At 46.8% G+C, this 13790-nt stretch carries 14 protein-coding genes; 10 read left to right on the forward strand and 4 right to left on the reverse strand.

Going from position 1 to position 13790, the window contains the following annotated elements; genetic code table 11:
- Positions 1-67 precede the first annotated feature (67 nt).
- Genes J2X75_RS25640 through J2X75_RS25650 form a run of 3 tightly spaced genes read right to left on the reverse strand, consistent with a single transcriptional unit; the run spans position 68 to position 2632 of the window.
- Entirely contained in the window at positions 68-1036 is a 969-nt protein-coding gene (locus J2X75_RS25640) for an ABC transporter ATP-binding protein (protein ID WP_100529915.1), read from the reverse strand.
- Positions 1037-1058: 22 nt separating this feature from the next.
- Positions 1059-1859, reverse strand: coding sequence for an ABC transporter permease (locus J2X75_RS25645; protein ID WP_310341569.1), 801 nt, complete (start codon positions 1857-1859; stop codon positions 1059-1061).
- The gene (locus J2X75_RS25650) at positions 1856-2632 is read right to left on the reverse strand and encodes an ABC transporter permease (protein ID WP_310341571.1); all 777 of its coding nucleotides are present in this window, start codon (positions 2630-2632) and stop codon (positions 1856-1858) included. Before J2X75_RS25650 ends, J2X75_RS25645 begins: the two co-directional genes overlap by 4 nt.
- Before the next feature lie 305 nt (positions 2633-2937).
- On the opposite strand from J2X75_RS25650, the gene J2X75_RS25655 reads away from it, so the two are divergent.
- The 10 genes from J2X75_RS25655 (at position 2938) to J2X75_RS25700 (ending at position 11993) form a co-directional block, all read left to right on the forward strand.
- Positions 2938-3789 (forward strand): DegV family protein, encoded by an 852-nt coding sequence (locus tag J2X75_RS25655; RefSeq protein WP_310341573.1) that lies wholly within the window; start codon positions 2938-2940, stop codon positions 3787-3789.
- Between the two features lie 206 nt (positions 3790-3995).
- Positions 3996-4661: a response regulator transcription factor gene (locus J2X75_RS25660; protein ID WP_397384319.1), complete on the forward strand. Its 666-nt coding sequence runs from the start codon at positions 3996-3998 to the stop codon at positions 4659-4661.
- Positions 4658-5590 (forward strand): sensor histidine kinase, encoded by a 933-nt coding sequence (locus J2X75_RS25665; RefSeq protein WP_310341578.1) that lies wholly within the window; start codon positions 4658-4660, stop codon positions 5588-5590. Before J2X75_RS25660 ends, J2X75_RS25665 begins: the two co-directional genes overlap by 4 nt.
- A gap of 128 nt (positions 5591-5718) precedes the next feature.
- On the forward strand, positions 5719-6642 hold the full coding sequence (locus J2X75_RS25670) for an ABC transporter ATP-binding protein (RefSeq protein ID WP_124118159.1): 924 nt from the start codon (positions 5719-5721) through the stop codon (positions 6640-6642).
- Complete coding sequence (locus tag J2X75_RS25675; RefSeq protein ID WP_222215817.1) at positions 6635-7333, forward strand: ABC transporter permease; 699 nt, start codon at positions 6635-6637, stop codon at positions 7331-7333. Before J2X75_RS25670 ends, J2X75_RS25675 begins: the two co-directional genes overlap by 8 nt.
- A gap of 105 nt (positions 7334-7438) precedes the next feature.
- Positions 7439-8251 carry a bifunctional hydroxymethylpyrimidine kinase/phosphomethylpyrimidine kinase gene (thiD, locus tag J2X75_RS25680; RefSeq protein ID WP_017692191.1) on the forward strand — a complete coding sequence of 271 codons (813 nt, stop codon included), beginning with the start codon at positions 7439-7441 and terminating at the stop codon, positions 8249-8251.
- 250 nt (positions 8252-8501) lie between these two features.
- Complete coding sequence (locus J2X75_RS25685) at positions 8502-9182, forward strand: response regulator transcription factor (protein WP_310341585.1); 681 nt, start codon at positions 8502-8504, stop codon at positions 9180-9182.
- Positions 9179-10927 (forward strand): sensor histidine kinase, encoded by a 1749-nt coding sequence (locus tag J2X75_RS25690; protein ID WP_310341588.1) that lies wholly within the window; start codon positions 9179-9181, stop codon positions 10925-10927. The genes J2X75_RS25685 and J2X75_RS25690 overlap by 4 nt, the downstream gene beginning before the upstream one ends.
- A gap of 21 nt (positions 10928-10948) precedes the next feature.
- Positions 10949-11494, forward strand: coding sequence for a CDP-diacylglycerol--serine O-phosphatidyltransferase (pssA, locus tag J2X75_RS25695; protein WP_124118155.1), 546 nt, complete (start codon positions 10949-10951; stop codon positions 11492-11494).
- Positions 11495-11507: 13 nt separating this feature from the next.
- Positions 11508-11993 (forward strand): DedA family protein, encoded by a 486-nt coding sequence (locus J2X75_RS25700; protein ID WP_091019228.1) that lies wholly within the window; start codon positions 11508-11510, stop codon positions 11991-11993.
- A 301-nt stretch (positions 11994-12294) separates the two neighbouring features.
- On the opposite strand, the gene J2X75_RS25705 is transcribed toward J2X75_RS25700, so the two are convergent.
- Positions 12295-13485: a cation:proton antiporter gene (locus J2X75_RS25705; RefSeq protein ID WP_310341591.1), complete on the reverse strand. Its 1191-nt coding sequence runs from the start codon at positions 13483-13485 to the stop codon at positions 12295-12297.
- Positions 13486-13790: the final 305 nt, after the last annotated feature.

Here is a 13790-nt window from a genome sequence, read left to right on the forward strand (position 1 = left end):
CATGTCCCTCTTTCATGTAACGGCGTAAGAACAGGTCTTCATCCTATTTCCTCACAAAATGGGCCGACTAATACACCCGATGAATGATATCTTCGAAATCGGGTTCTTTCATCTCTACATCTTCAATCTCACCCCAGTGCTCCAACTGTTTCAGAATGTCCATTGTGCTCCATTCCTTCCGGTTCACTTCGACGGTGACAATCTGCCCTTCCACTCCTGTAATATGTATCGCGGACGACACAACATCCGGGATGTGAAACGCTCCTCGGAACGTTACCCGAATCAGCGTAGGTAGTCCGATGGTTTCGCGAAGTGACGAGATCGTGCCGTCATATGTCAGTTGACCATGGTTAATCACCATGACCCGGCTGCATAACTGCTCAATGTCGTCCATGTCATGTGTGGTCAGTAAAATCGTTTTTCCAAACGTTTCATTTAGTGTACGTAGAAATTGACGAATGTTCCGCTTTGCGTTCACATCCAGTCCAATTGTTGGTTCATCGAGAAAAAGCAGTTCGGGATCATGCAGCATGGAAGCTGCGAGATCCGCACGCATGCGTTGTCCAAGCGAGAGCTTCCGGACAGGCGTGGCCCAGAACGATTCAAGGTCCAGAAGCTCGGCGAACTGGGACAGCCGTTTCTTTTTATCCTCGGCACGGACGCCGTACATCTCGGCCAGAATATCATATGAATCTTTCACGGGCAGATCCCACCAGAGCTGACTGCGCTGTCCAAACACAACGCCCAGTCGACCAACGGTCCTGCGCCTGTCCTGATGCGGATTCATACCGTCAAGCCGTACCTCGCCCGAGGTGGGATGCAGGATACCTGTCAGCATTTTGATCGTGGTAGACTTGCCAGCCCCGTTCGGACCGATGTAACCCACAAACTCACCTGGGCCGATATCAAAACTGATATCGCGTACCGCTTCCTTGGACACATATTCACGTGAAAATAACGTACGTAGACCTGAGAAACGTCCTTCACGAATAACAGGAGTTTTGAATTCCTTTTGCAGATGCCTTGCTGTGATCATGTTCATAATTCGTTACGCCTCCTTAGCTACCTGTACTTTGATATTTGGTCATGCTGAATTGCCAGAAACGCAGACTTGCAGCCAAGCTCAGTACGGCAACCGCCGCAACAGCAACAAGGACCCATGCTCCTCCTTCACCCCGCAGTAGATAGAGTGACGGAATATAGTTGACGAATCCCACGGGAATCACCGTTAGCAGAATGCCAGACATCCATTTGGGATATAACGTTAGCGGATATTGGGCAGCCGTTCGTGCTGCATCCTCAGTGATCGTCTGTAATTCCTCGATACGTGTGGTCCAGAATCCAAGTGTGGCGGTAGTAAGTCCGATGGAAAAGAGAATGACTGCGCCCGTCAGGATAATGAGCAGGGAGAAGGGAATGGCGATCCAGCCAATCTGTCCGCTATGCATCATACCTGCCAATGACCAGCAGAGAATGAACCCGCCTTGCAGGACTTCCCCAGCCATGATGCGGAAGTTTTGCGGCAGCAGTGCCAGCAATACAGGCATGGGACGTGTTAACAGTTGATCAAGCTCACCATTAACCAGATATTTTTCCAGATGATGAACTTCGTTTCCGAATGTCCGATACAGTGTTTTGGATAATGTCATGATGGCGAAGAGATAACCGATCTCATGGAGGGACCAGCCTTTAATTGCTCCGAATTTGTGCAGCACCAGAGCAACCATCAGAAACTCGGAGATCTGAATTAAAGCGGCCAGTACGGACGCCATGATGAAATTGAACTTGTATTGCATCCGGCTGCGGATGCTTGTTCGAATCAGCATTTTATATAAATTGAACCAGGAAGTTCGCTTCATCCGCCTTGTACCTCCACTTTACGACGTAACACCTGGGTAATCGCAAGACAGATCAACGTCATGAAGACACACCAAAGCAAGGTTCCCCATAACAAGGAGCCATCTTCGAAACCAAGATAGATTCGGGTAGGTACATAGAGCAGGAAAGGGTAGGGTGATATCCAGGCAATTTGTTCAAGCCAGTCCGGTAGCCATTCCAGCGGAATGAAAAAACCAGCCAGCAGATTCATCATCGCGTGATTGCCCCAGTGAAGCCAGGAGGACTCCGTGGTCCACATCGACGTGGCACCAATAATGTAGTTCATGCAGATGGACAAGTATGCGGCGCCGGCAAGACCAAGTGCGGCATAGAATAGTGTTGAAACGTCTGAGGGCCAATGCAGGGAAAAGACAATGGAGAAGAGCAGGTAGATCGGAATACTTTTGTACACGAACTGGTAGGCAATCTGCCCCCATTCGCGTGCCATCAGGTGGGTGAACAGATGAACAGGCCTCATCAGATCCAGTGCGATCTGCCCTGTCCTGACGGATAAGGGAATACCCAATCCATTCGTGAGAAAACCCGAGATCCAGAGTGAGGATTGCGTGAACGCAATGTAACTGATCATCCCCTGTGTCCCGTATTCTCCGAGATTATGGTCGGCCCCGATGCCGATCCAGAGGCAGGCATACATGTAACCAAACATGGCGCTTGCCAAGTTATGTACCATGTGTGCCCCGCGGTATTGCAGATTCCGGGAGTAGGCTTTGGAAGCCAGAGTGAAATAAAGCATGTGACACCTCCGATAAGTGGATTGAACGGCGTTTCCGTTCACTTCAGTCAAGGCGAAAAAGAGAGAAGGACAACAGCATACCAATTTATTCCTTCACAGGCAAGACATTTTTTTAGCTAATAATGGTATTAACAGGGGTGTTCATGATTGCGCCACAAGACAACGGTCTGTCCGTTCATTTATAATTGAGAGGTAGTATCGCAAACGTTTACAATGTGAAATATTCAAATTTTAAATAAACCGCCGGGCTTGTGCTTGACGATTGAAGATACAGAACAAACAATCCGGCAAGAGAGAAGGATGTCATGAAGAAAATTGCATGGGTCACCGATAGTACCAGTACACTGGATCCCGTTTTTGCGGAGCAAAATCATATCTACATCGTACCGCTACGCATCGTATTTGGAGAGGAATGTTACCGGGAAACCGATGACATTACATCTGAAATGTTCTATGAGAAACTTGTGGAGGCTTCACGTGCGAGCAGTTCGCAGCCACCCATTGGCGAATTCATTGAACTGTATGAGTCGCTCAAAGACAAGTACGATGAGATTATTACGATTCATTGCTCTACAGAGCTTAGCGGAACGCTGCATACGTCCATGCAGGCTGCAGAGATTGCAGGAGTGACGGTGACCGCAATTGATTCAAAGGCAGGTGCCTATCCTCACCGTGAGATGATTATGCAAGGACTGGAATGGCAGAAGCAGGGATGTTCAGCTGCCGAGATCAAAGTAAACATTGAACAGATGATTGATAACATGTCCTTTTACCTCATACCTGCCAGTCTTCAGCATCTTCATCGCAGTGGACGGGTGTCGGGCACACAGCTGATCATCAGTCAACTGCTCAAGATCCATCTGCTGCTTCGATTTGAAGAGGGCAAAGTGGTTGTGAATGAGAAGATTCGCACGTTCAAGCGGACAAAAGAGCGCATGCTGGATATGCTCAAGCTGGATGTGGAGAAAGTAAAGCATGTGTGCATTATGCATGCGAACAATCAGGAAGAAGCCGTCACGATCAAGAAGCAGATTGCCAATCTGCTCCCTAAATTAAAGACCGAAATCATGCCGTTTATCCCTGTGGTGAGTATTCATGCAGGTGCAGGAACCATTGGACTGTGCTGGATACACAGCGAGAACGGATATAGAGACTAGACGTATAAGCACTCATCTATAAAACTCTCATAGACCTGGCAGGAAACACACTTGATGTCAAAGTGTACTTCCTGTCAGGTTTTTTCGTATGTCATTGCCAATTCAAACAAACTGTGAGGTAATAAAGGAAAAATGTTCATGCTGGAGGGGAAATCGTGTCAAGTTACCGCTTGTTGCTTGTTGAAGATGATCGTTCAATTAGTGAAATGGTCGGACCTTATCTGGAAAAAGAGGGCTACGACGTCACTTATGCATATGACGGCTTAGAGGCAGAACGTCAGTTCAGCCAGTCACAACCCGGGTATGATCTGGTTATTCTGGATCTGATGCTGCCCCGCAAAAGTGGGATGGATGTGCTGCAAACCATTCGGGCAGTCAGTCTGGTACCTGTGCTCATTCTGTCTGCGAAGGATGGGGAGGTGGACAAAGCGTTAGGTCTGGGCTTCGGTGCAGATGATTACTTGAGCAAACCGTTCTCCTTAATCGAACTGACTGCCCGCGTCAAAGCTGCGATTCGCCGCGCCAATTATACGACTCAGCCTGTGGCTGAAGTGGCTAAAGATCAGCGTATTCACATTGGAGGACTCGTAGTTGACATGGAGACGTACGAGGTGGAACGTGAATGTATACCCGTCAAGCTGACATCCAAGGAATTTGGTATTCTGAAGCTGTTGGTTACCCATCCTGGCAAAGTGTTCACCAAGGCTCAGATTTACGCTTCCGTCTGGAACGATCATTATTATGGAGACGAAAATATCATTAACGTACATATGCGTCGTCTGCGTGAGAAACTGGAGGCAGATCCTTCGGCTCCCCAGTATATCAAGACACTCTGGGGCATCGGATATAAGCTGGAGGCGGAGCAGGAATGACACTGATTTTTGCCATCACGACAGGTATTCTGGCCATGTCCTTCATTGTATTGTGGTTGAAATTCCGGAAAAGAAACCAACACCTGTCCTATATTCATCAGAAAATATCCGCAATTCTGGACCAAGGCACCTTTGAGCGCTTGCTTGTATTCAATAGTGATGACCAAGTCAGTCAGCTTCTGAAAGACATGAACCAGCTGCTTGACTATGCCCACCGCGCTAAAGCCGGTTATGCGAACCAGGAGAAGGAGATGCGTAATATGCTCTCCAACATTTCACATGATCTGAAAACGCCGCTCACGGTTGTGCTGGGTTATAGTGAGACCTTACTGCACAGCCCATCATTGACCGATCAGGAACGGAAGATTATGACAGAGAAAATACAAGATAAGGCGCAGGAAGTGCTGCGTTTGATCCATTCCTTTTTTGATCTGGCAAAGCTGGAATCTGGAGACACGGAGCTAGTGCTTAGTCGAGTGAATATAAGCGAATTATGCCGGTTGAAGATGCTTTCCTTTTATGAAATGTTGACGAATCTGGGGTTGCACGTGGAGCTGGAGATACCTGATGGTGATATCTTCGTGCAAGCGAATGAAGAAGCATTGGACCGTGTGCTGGATAATCTCATTACCAATGGAATGAAATACGGGGCAGAGGGTAAGGTACTGGGGCTTTCACTGGATCATTCGATCGGTGCACCTGTGACGCTACAGATCTGGGACCAGGGAAAAGGGATTCCTGAGAGCGAGCATAGTCGTGTGTTTGAACGAATGTATACACTGGAGGATTCCCGCAATCGACTCTATCAAGGCAGCGGCCTGGGTCTGACCATTACAAAACGGCTAGTTGAGCGGATGGGTGGAAGTATTCACTTGCATAGTGTGCCACATCAACGGACTGTATTCTCGGTTACCCTAAAGGCTTGGTAGACCCTGAGTTTGGCGTGTCCGGTCAGACTTAAGGTTTTTGTAAGATTTGATTAATAAAAAAGAAGACTTTTCTCTTTACAATATAGATATAGGAACCCGGACAGGGGACGTAAAGGAGAACAAGGACGATGAATTATATCGCACGAACAATAGATGTGACCAAAGTATATGAAGGGGTGGAGGTTGTATCCAACGTCAATATGAATATTAAGCAAGGTGAGATCTATGGATTCCTCGGTCCAAATGGTGCTGGTAAAACAACCATCATGAAGATGCTCACCAATCTCGTCAAACCAACCACAGGGGAGATAGAACTGTTTGGGGAGAAGCTTACGCCGACCTCTTATGAAGTGCTGAAGCGAATGGGCAGCATTATTGAATATCCTTTTTTCTACGATAGGCTGTCTGCTCGCGAGAATCTGGAACTTCACTGTGAATACATGGGATTCTACAACAAAAAGATCATCGACAACACGATGGAAATGGTAGGGCTGAAGGATACGGGCAAGAAACCGGTCAAAGACTTCTCCTTGGGCATGAAGCAGAGGCTGGGACTGGCTCGTGCACTTATAACCACACCTGAACTGCTCATTCTGGATGAACCGATCAACGGATTGGACCCTGTAGGGATCCGGGAGATGCGAGATTTGTTCAAGCGCCTTAGTAATGAGTATCGCATTACCCTGTTGGTCTCCAGTCACATTCTTGGCGAGATAGAGCAGATTGCGGACACAGTTGGTGTCATTCGCGGCGGTCGTTTGGTGGAAGAAGTATCAATGGAGAGCATTCGTGGAAGTCAAAATGAGTACATTGAGTTACAGGCGATGGATATCCGCAAAGCGACCTATGTCATTGAACACCAGCTTGGTTTGAGTAATTATAAACTGGTTGATGACCAAACGTTACGCATCTATGATCCGGGAATCATTCCATCGGAACTGAACACCAAGCTGATTCAACACGGCATTGAGATTGAATCGATATCCAAACGGGCTCATTCCCTGGAAGAACACTTCATGAAGCTTGTGAAAGGGGATGAAGACGTTGCTTAAACTAATCAGACTTGAGATGCGGAAGCACCGTTTTGCACGTAATTTTGCAGGTGCAGGTATTGCCAGCATAGCCATTCTTCTTTTCCTGATCATGATTGGATTCGTGGATGTGGGAGCAGAAGATTATGCCTATGCCGATTACCAGACCGCCTTTATGATTATCGATACTTTTGTGAGAGCGACCTTTATCATATTTGCAGGAGCTTTATTATCCAAGCTGGTGATCAGTGAGTATAGAAATAAAACGATGAACGTCATGTTCACCTATCCCATCCAGCGTCATAAAATCATTGCTGCAAAATTGATTATCGTGTTTGGTTTTACATTTGTGATGATTATGGTTACCGACCTGTTGATGGGTTCACTGCTGTTGATTGTTAATCATTTCTACTCCTTCATTCCCGGATCATTGACAAATCAGGATATATTGGGACTTCTGGTGAAATACAGTATGAGTTCTTTATCGGCTGCGTGTATGGCACTCATCCCCCTATTCTTCGGTATGCGTAAGCATTCTGTTACAACTACAATGGTCTCGTCCATTTTGTTGGTTTTGATTGTCTGCTCCGGATTCAACGGGTCGGAAGTTTCCATTCATTCGCTTGTTATTATCCCTCTGACCCTTGGAGCAATAGGGATATGGATTGCTTCGATGTCCATGGTTCGTCTGGAGACAAAAGATGTGAACTGAATCATTCGGAAAACCATGCTCTGTATGGCTTCAGATGCCATTGACATCCGCTCGTACAAGGGATAGGATAATGTCAACTGAGACACGAAGGAGAATGCAACTACCATGACGATTCCAAAAACATTAACAATAGCTGGTTCGGACACGAGCGGCGGAGCAGGTATTCAAGCTGATTTGAAAACTTTTCAGGAGCTGGGTGTGTATGGCATGACCGTACTGACTACGGTTGTGGCAATGGAGCCCGAAACATGGGATCACCAGGTCTTTCCTGTTGAATTAAATGTAGTTGAAGCGCAGCTTCGCACTGTTCTGGACGGTATCGGTTTTGATGCCATGAAGACAGGTATGCTCGGTTCTGTAGATATTATTGAACTGGTAGCAAAACATATTCGCCGCAGCGGTCTGCCACAGATCGTTATCGATCCGGTAATGGTCTGCAAAGGTACAGACGAAGTACTGCAACCGGAAAATACGGAAGCGATGATCGAATTCCTGTTGCCAGGTGCTGATCTGGTTACACCTAATCTGTTCGAAGCATCCCAACTGGCGAAGAGTGGACCGATTCGTTCCAAGGAACAAATGGAAGCAGCGGCAGCAGCAATTCATGCCCATGGCTCGAAACATGTTCTGATCAAGGACAGAGGTGTCATTAGCCCGGGTAAAGCAATGGATCTACTCTATGATGGAACCAACTATGAATGGTTTGAAGCCGATGTTGTCGGCTCCGGATATACGCATGGTGCGGGCTGCACAACGTCTGCGGCGATTACCGCAGGATTGGCTCGTGGTCTTTCAGTGAAAGAGGCTGTTCGTGAAGGTAAAGCCTTCGTGACCAAAGCGATTGCTGGCGGATTCCCGCTGAACCGTTTTGTTGGCCCGACACTGCATGTGGCACACCGTCTGGAGCAACAACGCTAAGTGTTGCCAGGGAGCGCGCAGTAGCGCATCAATTCTGGATAACACACTTCGATTTCATTCAAGTAGCTGTCAATGAGCAGGAGCTTGCTCGTTGATGGCTTCTTTTTTATGCGAATTTTTATAAAAATTAGTAACTTTTGGCTTATATTAATCGTATATATCATGGGAGCATTCCAAAACATGTATGGACACATGAACGACACATGGAATAGGTATGTTATCATCAGAAATCTAAAAAGGAGAGTCGGCCATGATCAGAACAGTGCTTCTGGTGGAAGATGAAAGCCGCATTCGTGAGATTGTGGCCGATTATTTCATAAAAGAACAATGGAACGTCATAGAAGCAGAACATGGAGTACAGGCACTGGAACTGTTGGCTCTGCATGAGGTGGATTTGGTTATTCTGGATGTTTTGATGCCTGAAATGGATGGATGGACGTTATGTGGGCATATTCGATCCCAATCCACCGTACCTATTATCATGCTGACTGCACGGTCCGAGGATGACGATAAAATTCATGGATTTCAGCTGGGCGTAGACGATTACGTTACCAAGCCGTTTAGTCCACGTGTGCTGGTTGCACGTGCGGAGACATTAATGAAGCGTGTTGAAGGTGCATTTGGACGAGAGCAGGGTATGATTCGCTTCGGACAGGTAACCCTTGATCCATGGGCCAGACGTCTGGAGAAGGACGGAATTGAAGTGGAACTTGCACCAAAAGAATATGATCTGTTGCTTTATTTGGTACGTAATGCAGGCATTGTGTTGTCCCGGGATGCCATTTTGAATCGGATCTGGGGATTTGATTTTGAAGGGGACTCACGTGTTGTGGATACTCACATCAAGAAGTTGCGCAGCAAATTGGGTGATGAAGCCAAGTGTATCCGGACGGTGATTGGTACTGGATATCGTTTCGAGGCAGAAGCATGAGAAGAAATGGCGTAACGATGAAGCTTTTCCTGGTCATGGCAGGATGTCTGGTTCTTCTATATGGGACGACGGTTTTTGCCCAGTTGTTCTGGTTCCCCGACTTCTATCAGCATCAAAAGGTCAGCAGTATGAAGAAAAAGCTGTCCAAGTTCGAACAGCAATATTCCAATGGACATTGGAGTGATTTACAGCTGGCTAAGGAGACCGGGAAGTTCATGCGTCAGAATCAATCACATCTGGTCATTCTGACGAATACCGGAAGACTGGTTAATGACCCGTTCCACATTACGTTGCTTCAAGAGGATGGAAGTCACGTGAAAGTGTCCTTGTCCTTGTTTATCAATAGTGAGAATGCTGGCTGGATTACATCCCATCTGAAATATGGGCAAGAACTGACGGTGAAAGGTCCGGCCAGCGAATCCATGGTCTATCCATTCAAAATCCAGGATGCCACTTCTGCCGCATGGGGAACTGAAAGCTTTCAGGAATCAATTGAACCGGTAAAGGAATGGTCAGGTGTATTGACCGAGGTAGTTCTTCCCAATCTGGCAACGTGGAGTCAGAGGCAGGGACTGCTGGTGCAAGCACTGGATAGCCGGTTCCCTTTGTCCACCGAAGACCAACTGGCCTTGGCGAATGGCAAAATGCTCAATGAAGAATGGATGGATAGCTGGAGCGGTGTTCGCAATGTCATCACCATTGCTCCAGTGCATCGTTCCGGACCCGAGCAACAACTGATCTTCTCGCTCACCTCTCTACAGGAGATGAGGGAAGCGAATGAGGCAACACGTTTGTTCTATGCGTATTTTGGCATAGGGGCATTTATATTGATTCTGTTGCTGGCGTTACTCCTGTCCCGAATTGTAACGAAGCCGCTCTTGGCCTTGAACCATGTCGCCAAGAAAATGTCTACGCTGGATTTCACGGTGAAATCACCCATCCGGCGTAATGATGAAATCGGCAGTCTGTCTAACAGCCTCAATGCCTTATCGGGAACCTTGGGTCAGACACTGGAAGAGCTGAGGCAGGCCAACACGCAGATGCGTACAGATATGGAAATGAAGCAGGAGATTGAACAGCGTCAGCGCAAGTTTTTTGCCGATGCATCACATGAACTTAAGACACCAATCAGCATTGTTAAGGGATATTCTGAAGGGCTGAAGGATGGCGTGAGTGAGAGCAAACGGGAACGTTACATTGAGATCATTGCCGATGAGGCGATCAAAATGGAAACGATGGTTGAAGAGATGCTGGATCTGGTGCGACTGGAATCCTCAGCGGTTCAATTGAATACGGATGCTGTTGCACTGGCTGACATGATTGAAGATATCGCCGGCCGTCTGGGTCCGCAACTGAAGGACAAAGGATTGGATGTGGTGCTTGTATCCACAACAGAACAGACGGTGGAGGGTGACCGAAGCAAGCTGGAGCAAGTTATTTTCAATATCATGATGAATGCTATACGTCATGCAATACCACATACCGATATAACTATTGAGATCAGCAGGCGTGAAGGTTTTGTCCATATTTCCATTGAAAACAAGGGCGAGCACATTGCTGAAGCTGAGCGGCAGTATATATGGGAGAGGTTCTATCGGGTAGAACGCTCACGTAATCGTAAAATGGGGGGGACCGGGCTTGGTCTGGCCATTGCGAAGCAGATTCTTGATCTGCATGGGTGCAGTTATGGAGTGGAGAATACACCGGATGGAGTCCGTTTTTATATTATTTTTCCTAAAGCCTAGTACGAAAGGGAGTCAACTCTTATGAAGTCTTTACCATCGATTTTAACCTTGGGGAATCTGAGTTCAGGCATGCTGGCAGTCATTATGGCTATTCATGGTGAATTTGCCCTGGCTGTGATGATGATATGGGTAGCGATGTTCTTTGATCTGTTTGACGGATTTGCGGCTCGTAAATTGCATTGTGAGGGTGAGTTCGGCAAGTCCCTGGACTCGCTTGCGGATGTAGTTTCATTCGGAACAGCACCCGTGCTGATTCTGTACCTGAATTCCATGCTTGAAGTGAGTGTGCTGGGGATGGCCCTGACTGCATTGTTTCCGGTTTGTGGTGCTTTGCGTCTGGCCCGTTATAACTGTCAGAAGACAGCAAGCAGTGGTTTTGTCGGGATGCCGATTACATTTGCCGGAGGTCTGATGTCCTTTTTCGCGCTCTGGAGTCCTTATTTCACACATGGTGTAGCTTATCTTGTCATTATTGTATTATCCGGTCTCATGGTGAGCCAAATCCGATTCCCGTCTCTAAAACAAGTGCTAGCCTCACATGAGAAGGATATTGTGGAACCGAAATAAGGAGCGAGTCAGTATGGAATTTGCAAAAGAATTTATTGGTCAATATGGTTATTTCGCAATATACGGACTACTGGCTCTTGGCGTTATTGGCATGCCGATTCCGGATGAGGTGATGATGACGTTTGTCGGTTATCTCGCCTCCATCTCGGTATTGAATTACTCCGTATCCATCGCCGTCAGTTTCGGTGGCGCATTTACCGGAGGGCTGCTCAGCTACATGATTGGCAAGAAGGCAGGCAGGCCGCTGTTCGATAAGTATGGCAAGTGGATTGGCGTGAATGCCAAACGATTTAGCAGGGTGGAGTCGTGGTTTCTAAAATATGGATACTGGTCAATCATCCTCGGTTACTTCATTCCGGGCATTCGTCATCTGATGTGTTGTTTCTCAGGGATGAGCCGCATGGCAATTGGCAGATACGTAGTTGTATCGGGCATTGGTGCATTCGTCTGGTGTGTTGTCTTTATCTCAATTGGTTTTTATGTTGGTGTGTTAACTTAAAATGGACAGCCTGTTGTAACAACGGGCAAAGATGGAAGACCTCTTGAGTGTAAGGTGGTCTTTTTTTGTTTTCTACGATATAGCGAACTTGAGTGAGTAACGAATACGTATGACTTGTAAAAATGCAAAAAAAGCCGCTCTGACCATCTCTAACCTTCATGTTGAAGGGAAAGAATGGATCAAAGCGGCGTGTGCTTCACGACCATATTGAATCTTCTGAAGAAGATATAGCCAATATCTCCCGAACTAAAAAATATTTCACAAAGCCATCAGGTAAGCTAAACGTAGATATCTTTTACAGTTACCCGCTTAAATGTGATTCTTCAATTCCTCTTTCGACTTGCTTTTCACCCTTTTTGTGTGCAAAGGTAATTTTGAGCAGAGGTGGCGTAACAAGTGTAGTGATTATGACCATGATTACTACGCTCGTAAAGTATTCCGGATCAAGTAAACCGGAAGCAAGGCCCGTTGAAGCGATAATGAGTGCAACCTCACCTCTTGAAATCATTCCTGAGCCAATGGCCAATGAAGATGACATATTAAATCCAGTCAGTCGTGCACCAGCTCCGCCACCAATCAGCTTGGTTACAATAGCAATGAGGCTTATAACGACAATAAACCAAATTTGTGAACCCACACCATCAAACGTGACATTCAAACCAATACTGACAAAGAACACCGGAACAAAAATTCCGTAGGCGATCGGTTCCAGTTTGGTTTCAACTTCATGTTTGAAGTTGGTTTGGGAGATGGCGATACCAGCGGCAAAAGCACCAATGATTCCGGCAACACCCATCCACTCCGCAAAGTAGGAGAATCCAAAACAAATAATCAGCCCCGCAGTAATGACGGTCTCGGTTACTTTTAACGGTGCCATCCACTTCATGATGCGTGGTACAAGGAACCAGCTGGCAGCAATAATAATAACAAAGAATAACAGCTTCTTGCCAATAAGCAGAGAAATCGAAGTGTCTCCTCCGCCTGTACCCAGCAAGCTCATCATAACAGCAAGAATGACAACGACCAGAACATCATCGACAACAGCTGCACCAAGGATTGTTGTACCCTCACGAGAGCTGAGTTGATCCATGTCTTTTAGTGTCTGAACGGAAATGCTGACGGACGTGGCACAGAATAAAAGTCCAAAGAACAATGCGTGTGTCTGTGACATACCGAACGCCATGGCCGAACCGTATCCTCCGATGAATGGTAAAATAATACCACCCACAGCAACGGCAAAGGCTGCTTTCCAGTTTTTCTTCAATTGTTCCAGATCGGTTTCCAGTCCAGCGATGAACATCAACAGTAGTACCCCGATTTCGGCCATATAATGGACGAAATCACTCTGCTGAACCCAACCGAGAATTGCAGGCCCGAGGATGACACCCACAATCAATTTCCCCAGTACCGACGGCTGACCCAATCTGACGGACAGATCACCGGCAAGTTTGGTAAAGATCAAAATAAGTGCAAGAACCAAAATAAATTCCATAGGTGTGCTCCTCTCCAGCAGTAGCGTTTATAGGTTTACCCGCCCAAGGGGGAATCATTCCAAGCCTTTAGAACAAAAAAAGGCATAAAAACAGCGCTTGTTAAGCGTGCCGCTTTTATGCCTAAAAAGACAAAGAGGGGCCCTTGGTGACAGGCTCCTCCAGTTTCAACGCGTATGTGATTAATTGCATTAATTATACCACAAATAAAGACTTGGGTAAATGGGAGCTGGTGTGGATTTGATTGAAAATAGCCGCAAAGGGGCATTTTATAGGGGAGTGCAACGGTTTTTGTTCAGAGTGTTGT

The organism is Paenibacillus sp. 2003 (assembly GCF_031455635.1).
Classification (GTDB): Bacteria; Bacillota; Bacilli; order Paenibacillales; family Paenibacillaceae; genus Paenibacillus; species Paenibacillus amylolyticus_B.

What these genes read in the sequence shown, in the direction of transcription:
- J2X75_RS25640 (WP_100529915.1), bottom strand. Translation starts at nt 1,036, where the DNA reads ATGATCACAGCAAGGCATCTGCAAAAGGAATTCAAAACTCCTGTTATT.
- J2X75_RS25645 (WP_310341569.1), bottom strand. Translation starts at nt 1,859, where the DNA reads ATGAAGCGAACTTCCTGGTTCAATTTATATAAAATGCTGATTCGAACA.
- J2X75_RS25650 (WP_310341571.1), bottom strand. Translation starts at nt 2,632, where the DNA reads ATGCTTTATTTCACTCTGGCTTCCAAAGCCTACTCCCGGAATCTGCAA.
- J2X75_RS25655 (WP_310341573.1), top strand. Translation starts at nt 2,938, where the DNA reads ATGAAGAAAATTGCATGGGTCACCGATAGTACCAGTACACTGGATCCC.
- J2X75_RS25660 (WP_397384319.1), top strand. Translation starts at nt 3,996, where the DNA reads ATGGTCGGACCTTATCTGGAAAAAGAGGGCTACGACGTCACTTATGCA.
- J2X75_RS25665 (WP_310341578.1), top strand. Translation starts at nt 4,658, where the DNA reads ATGACACTGATTTTTGCCATCACGACAGGTATTCTGGCCATGTCCTTC.
- J2X75_RS25670 (WP_124118159.1), top strand. Translation starts at nt 5,719, where the DNA reads ATGAATTATATCGCACGAACAATAGATGTGACCAAAGTATATGAAGGG.
- thiD (WP_017692191.1), top strand. Translation starts at nt 7,439, where the DNA reads ATGACGATTCCAAAAACATTAACAATAGCTGGTTCGGACACGAGCGGC.
- J2X75_RS25685 (WP_310341585.1), top strand. Translation starts at nt 8,502, where the DNA reads ATGATCAGAACAGTGCTTCTGGTGGAAGATGAAAGCCGCATTCGTGAG.
- J2X75_RS25690 (WP_310341588.1), top strand. Translation starts at nt 9,179, where the DNA reads ATGAGAAGAAATGGCGTAACGATGAAGCTTTTCCTGGTCATGGCAGGA.
- pssA (WP_124118155.1), top strand. Translation starts at nt 10,949, where the DNA reads ATGAAGTCTTTACCATCGATTTTAACCTTGGGGAATCTGAGTTCAGGC.
- J2X75_RS25700 (WP_091019228.1), top strand. Translation starts at nt 11,508, where the DNA reads ATGGAATTTGCAAAAGAATTTATTGGTCAATATGGTTATTTCGCAATA.
- J2X75_RS25705 (WP_310341591.1), bottom strand. Translation starts at nt 13,485, where the DNA reads ATGGAATTTATTTTGGTTCTTGCACTTATTTTGATCTTTACCAAACTT.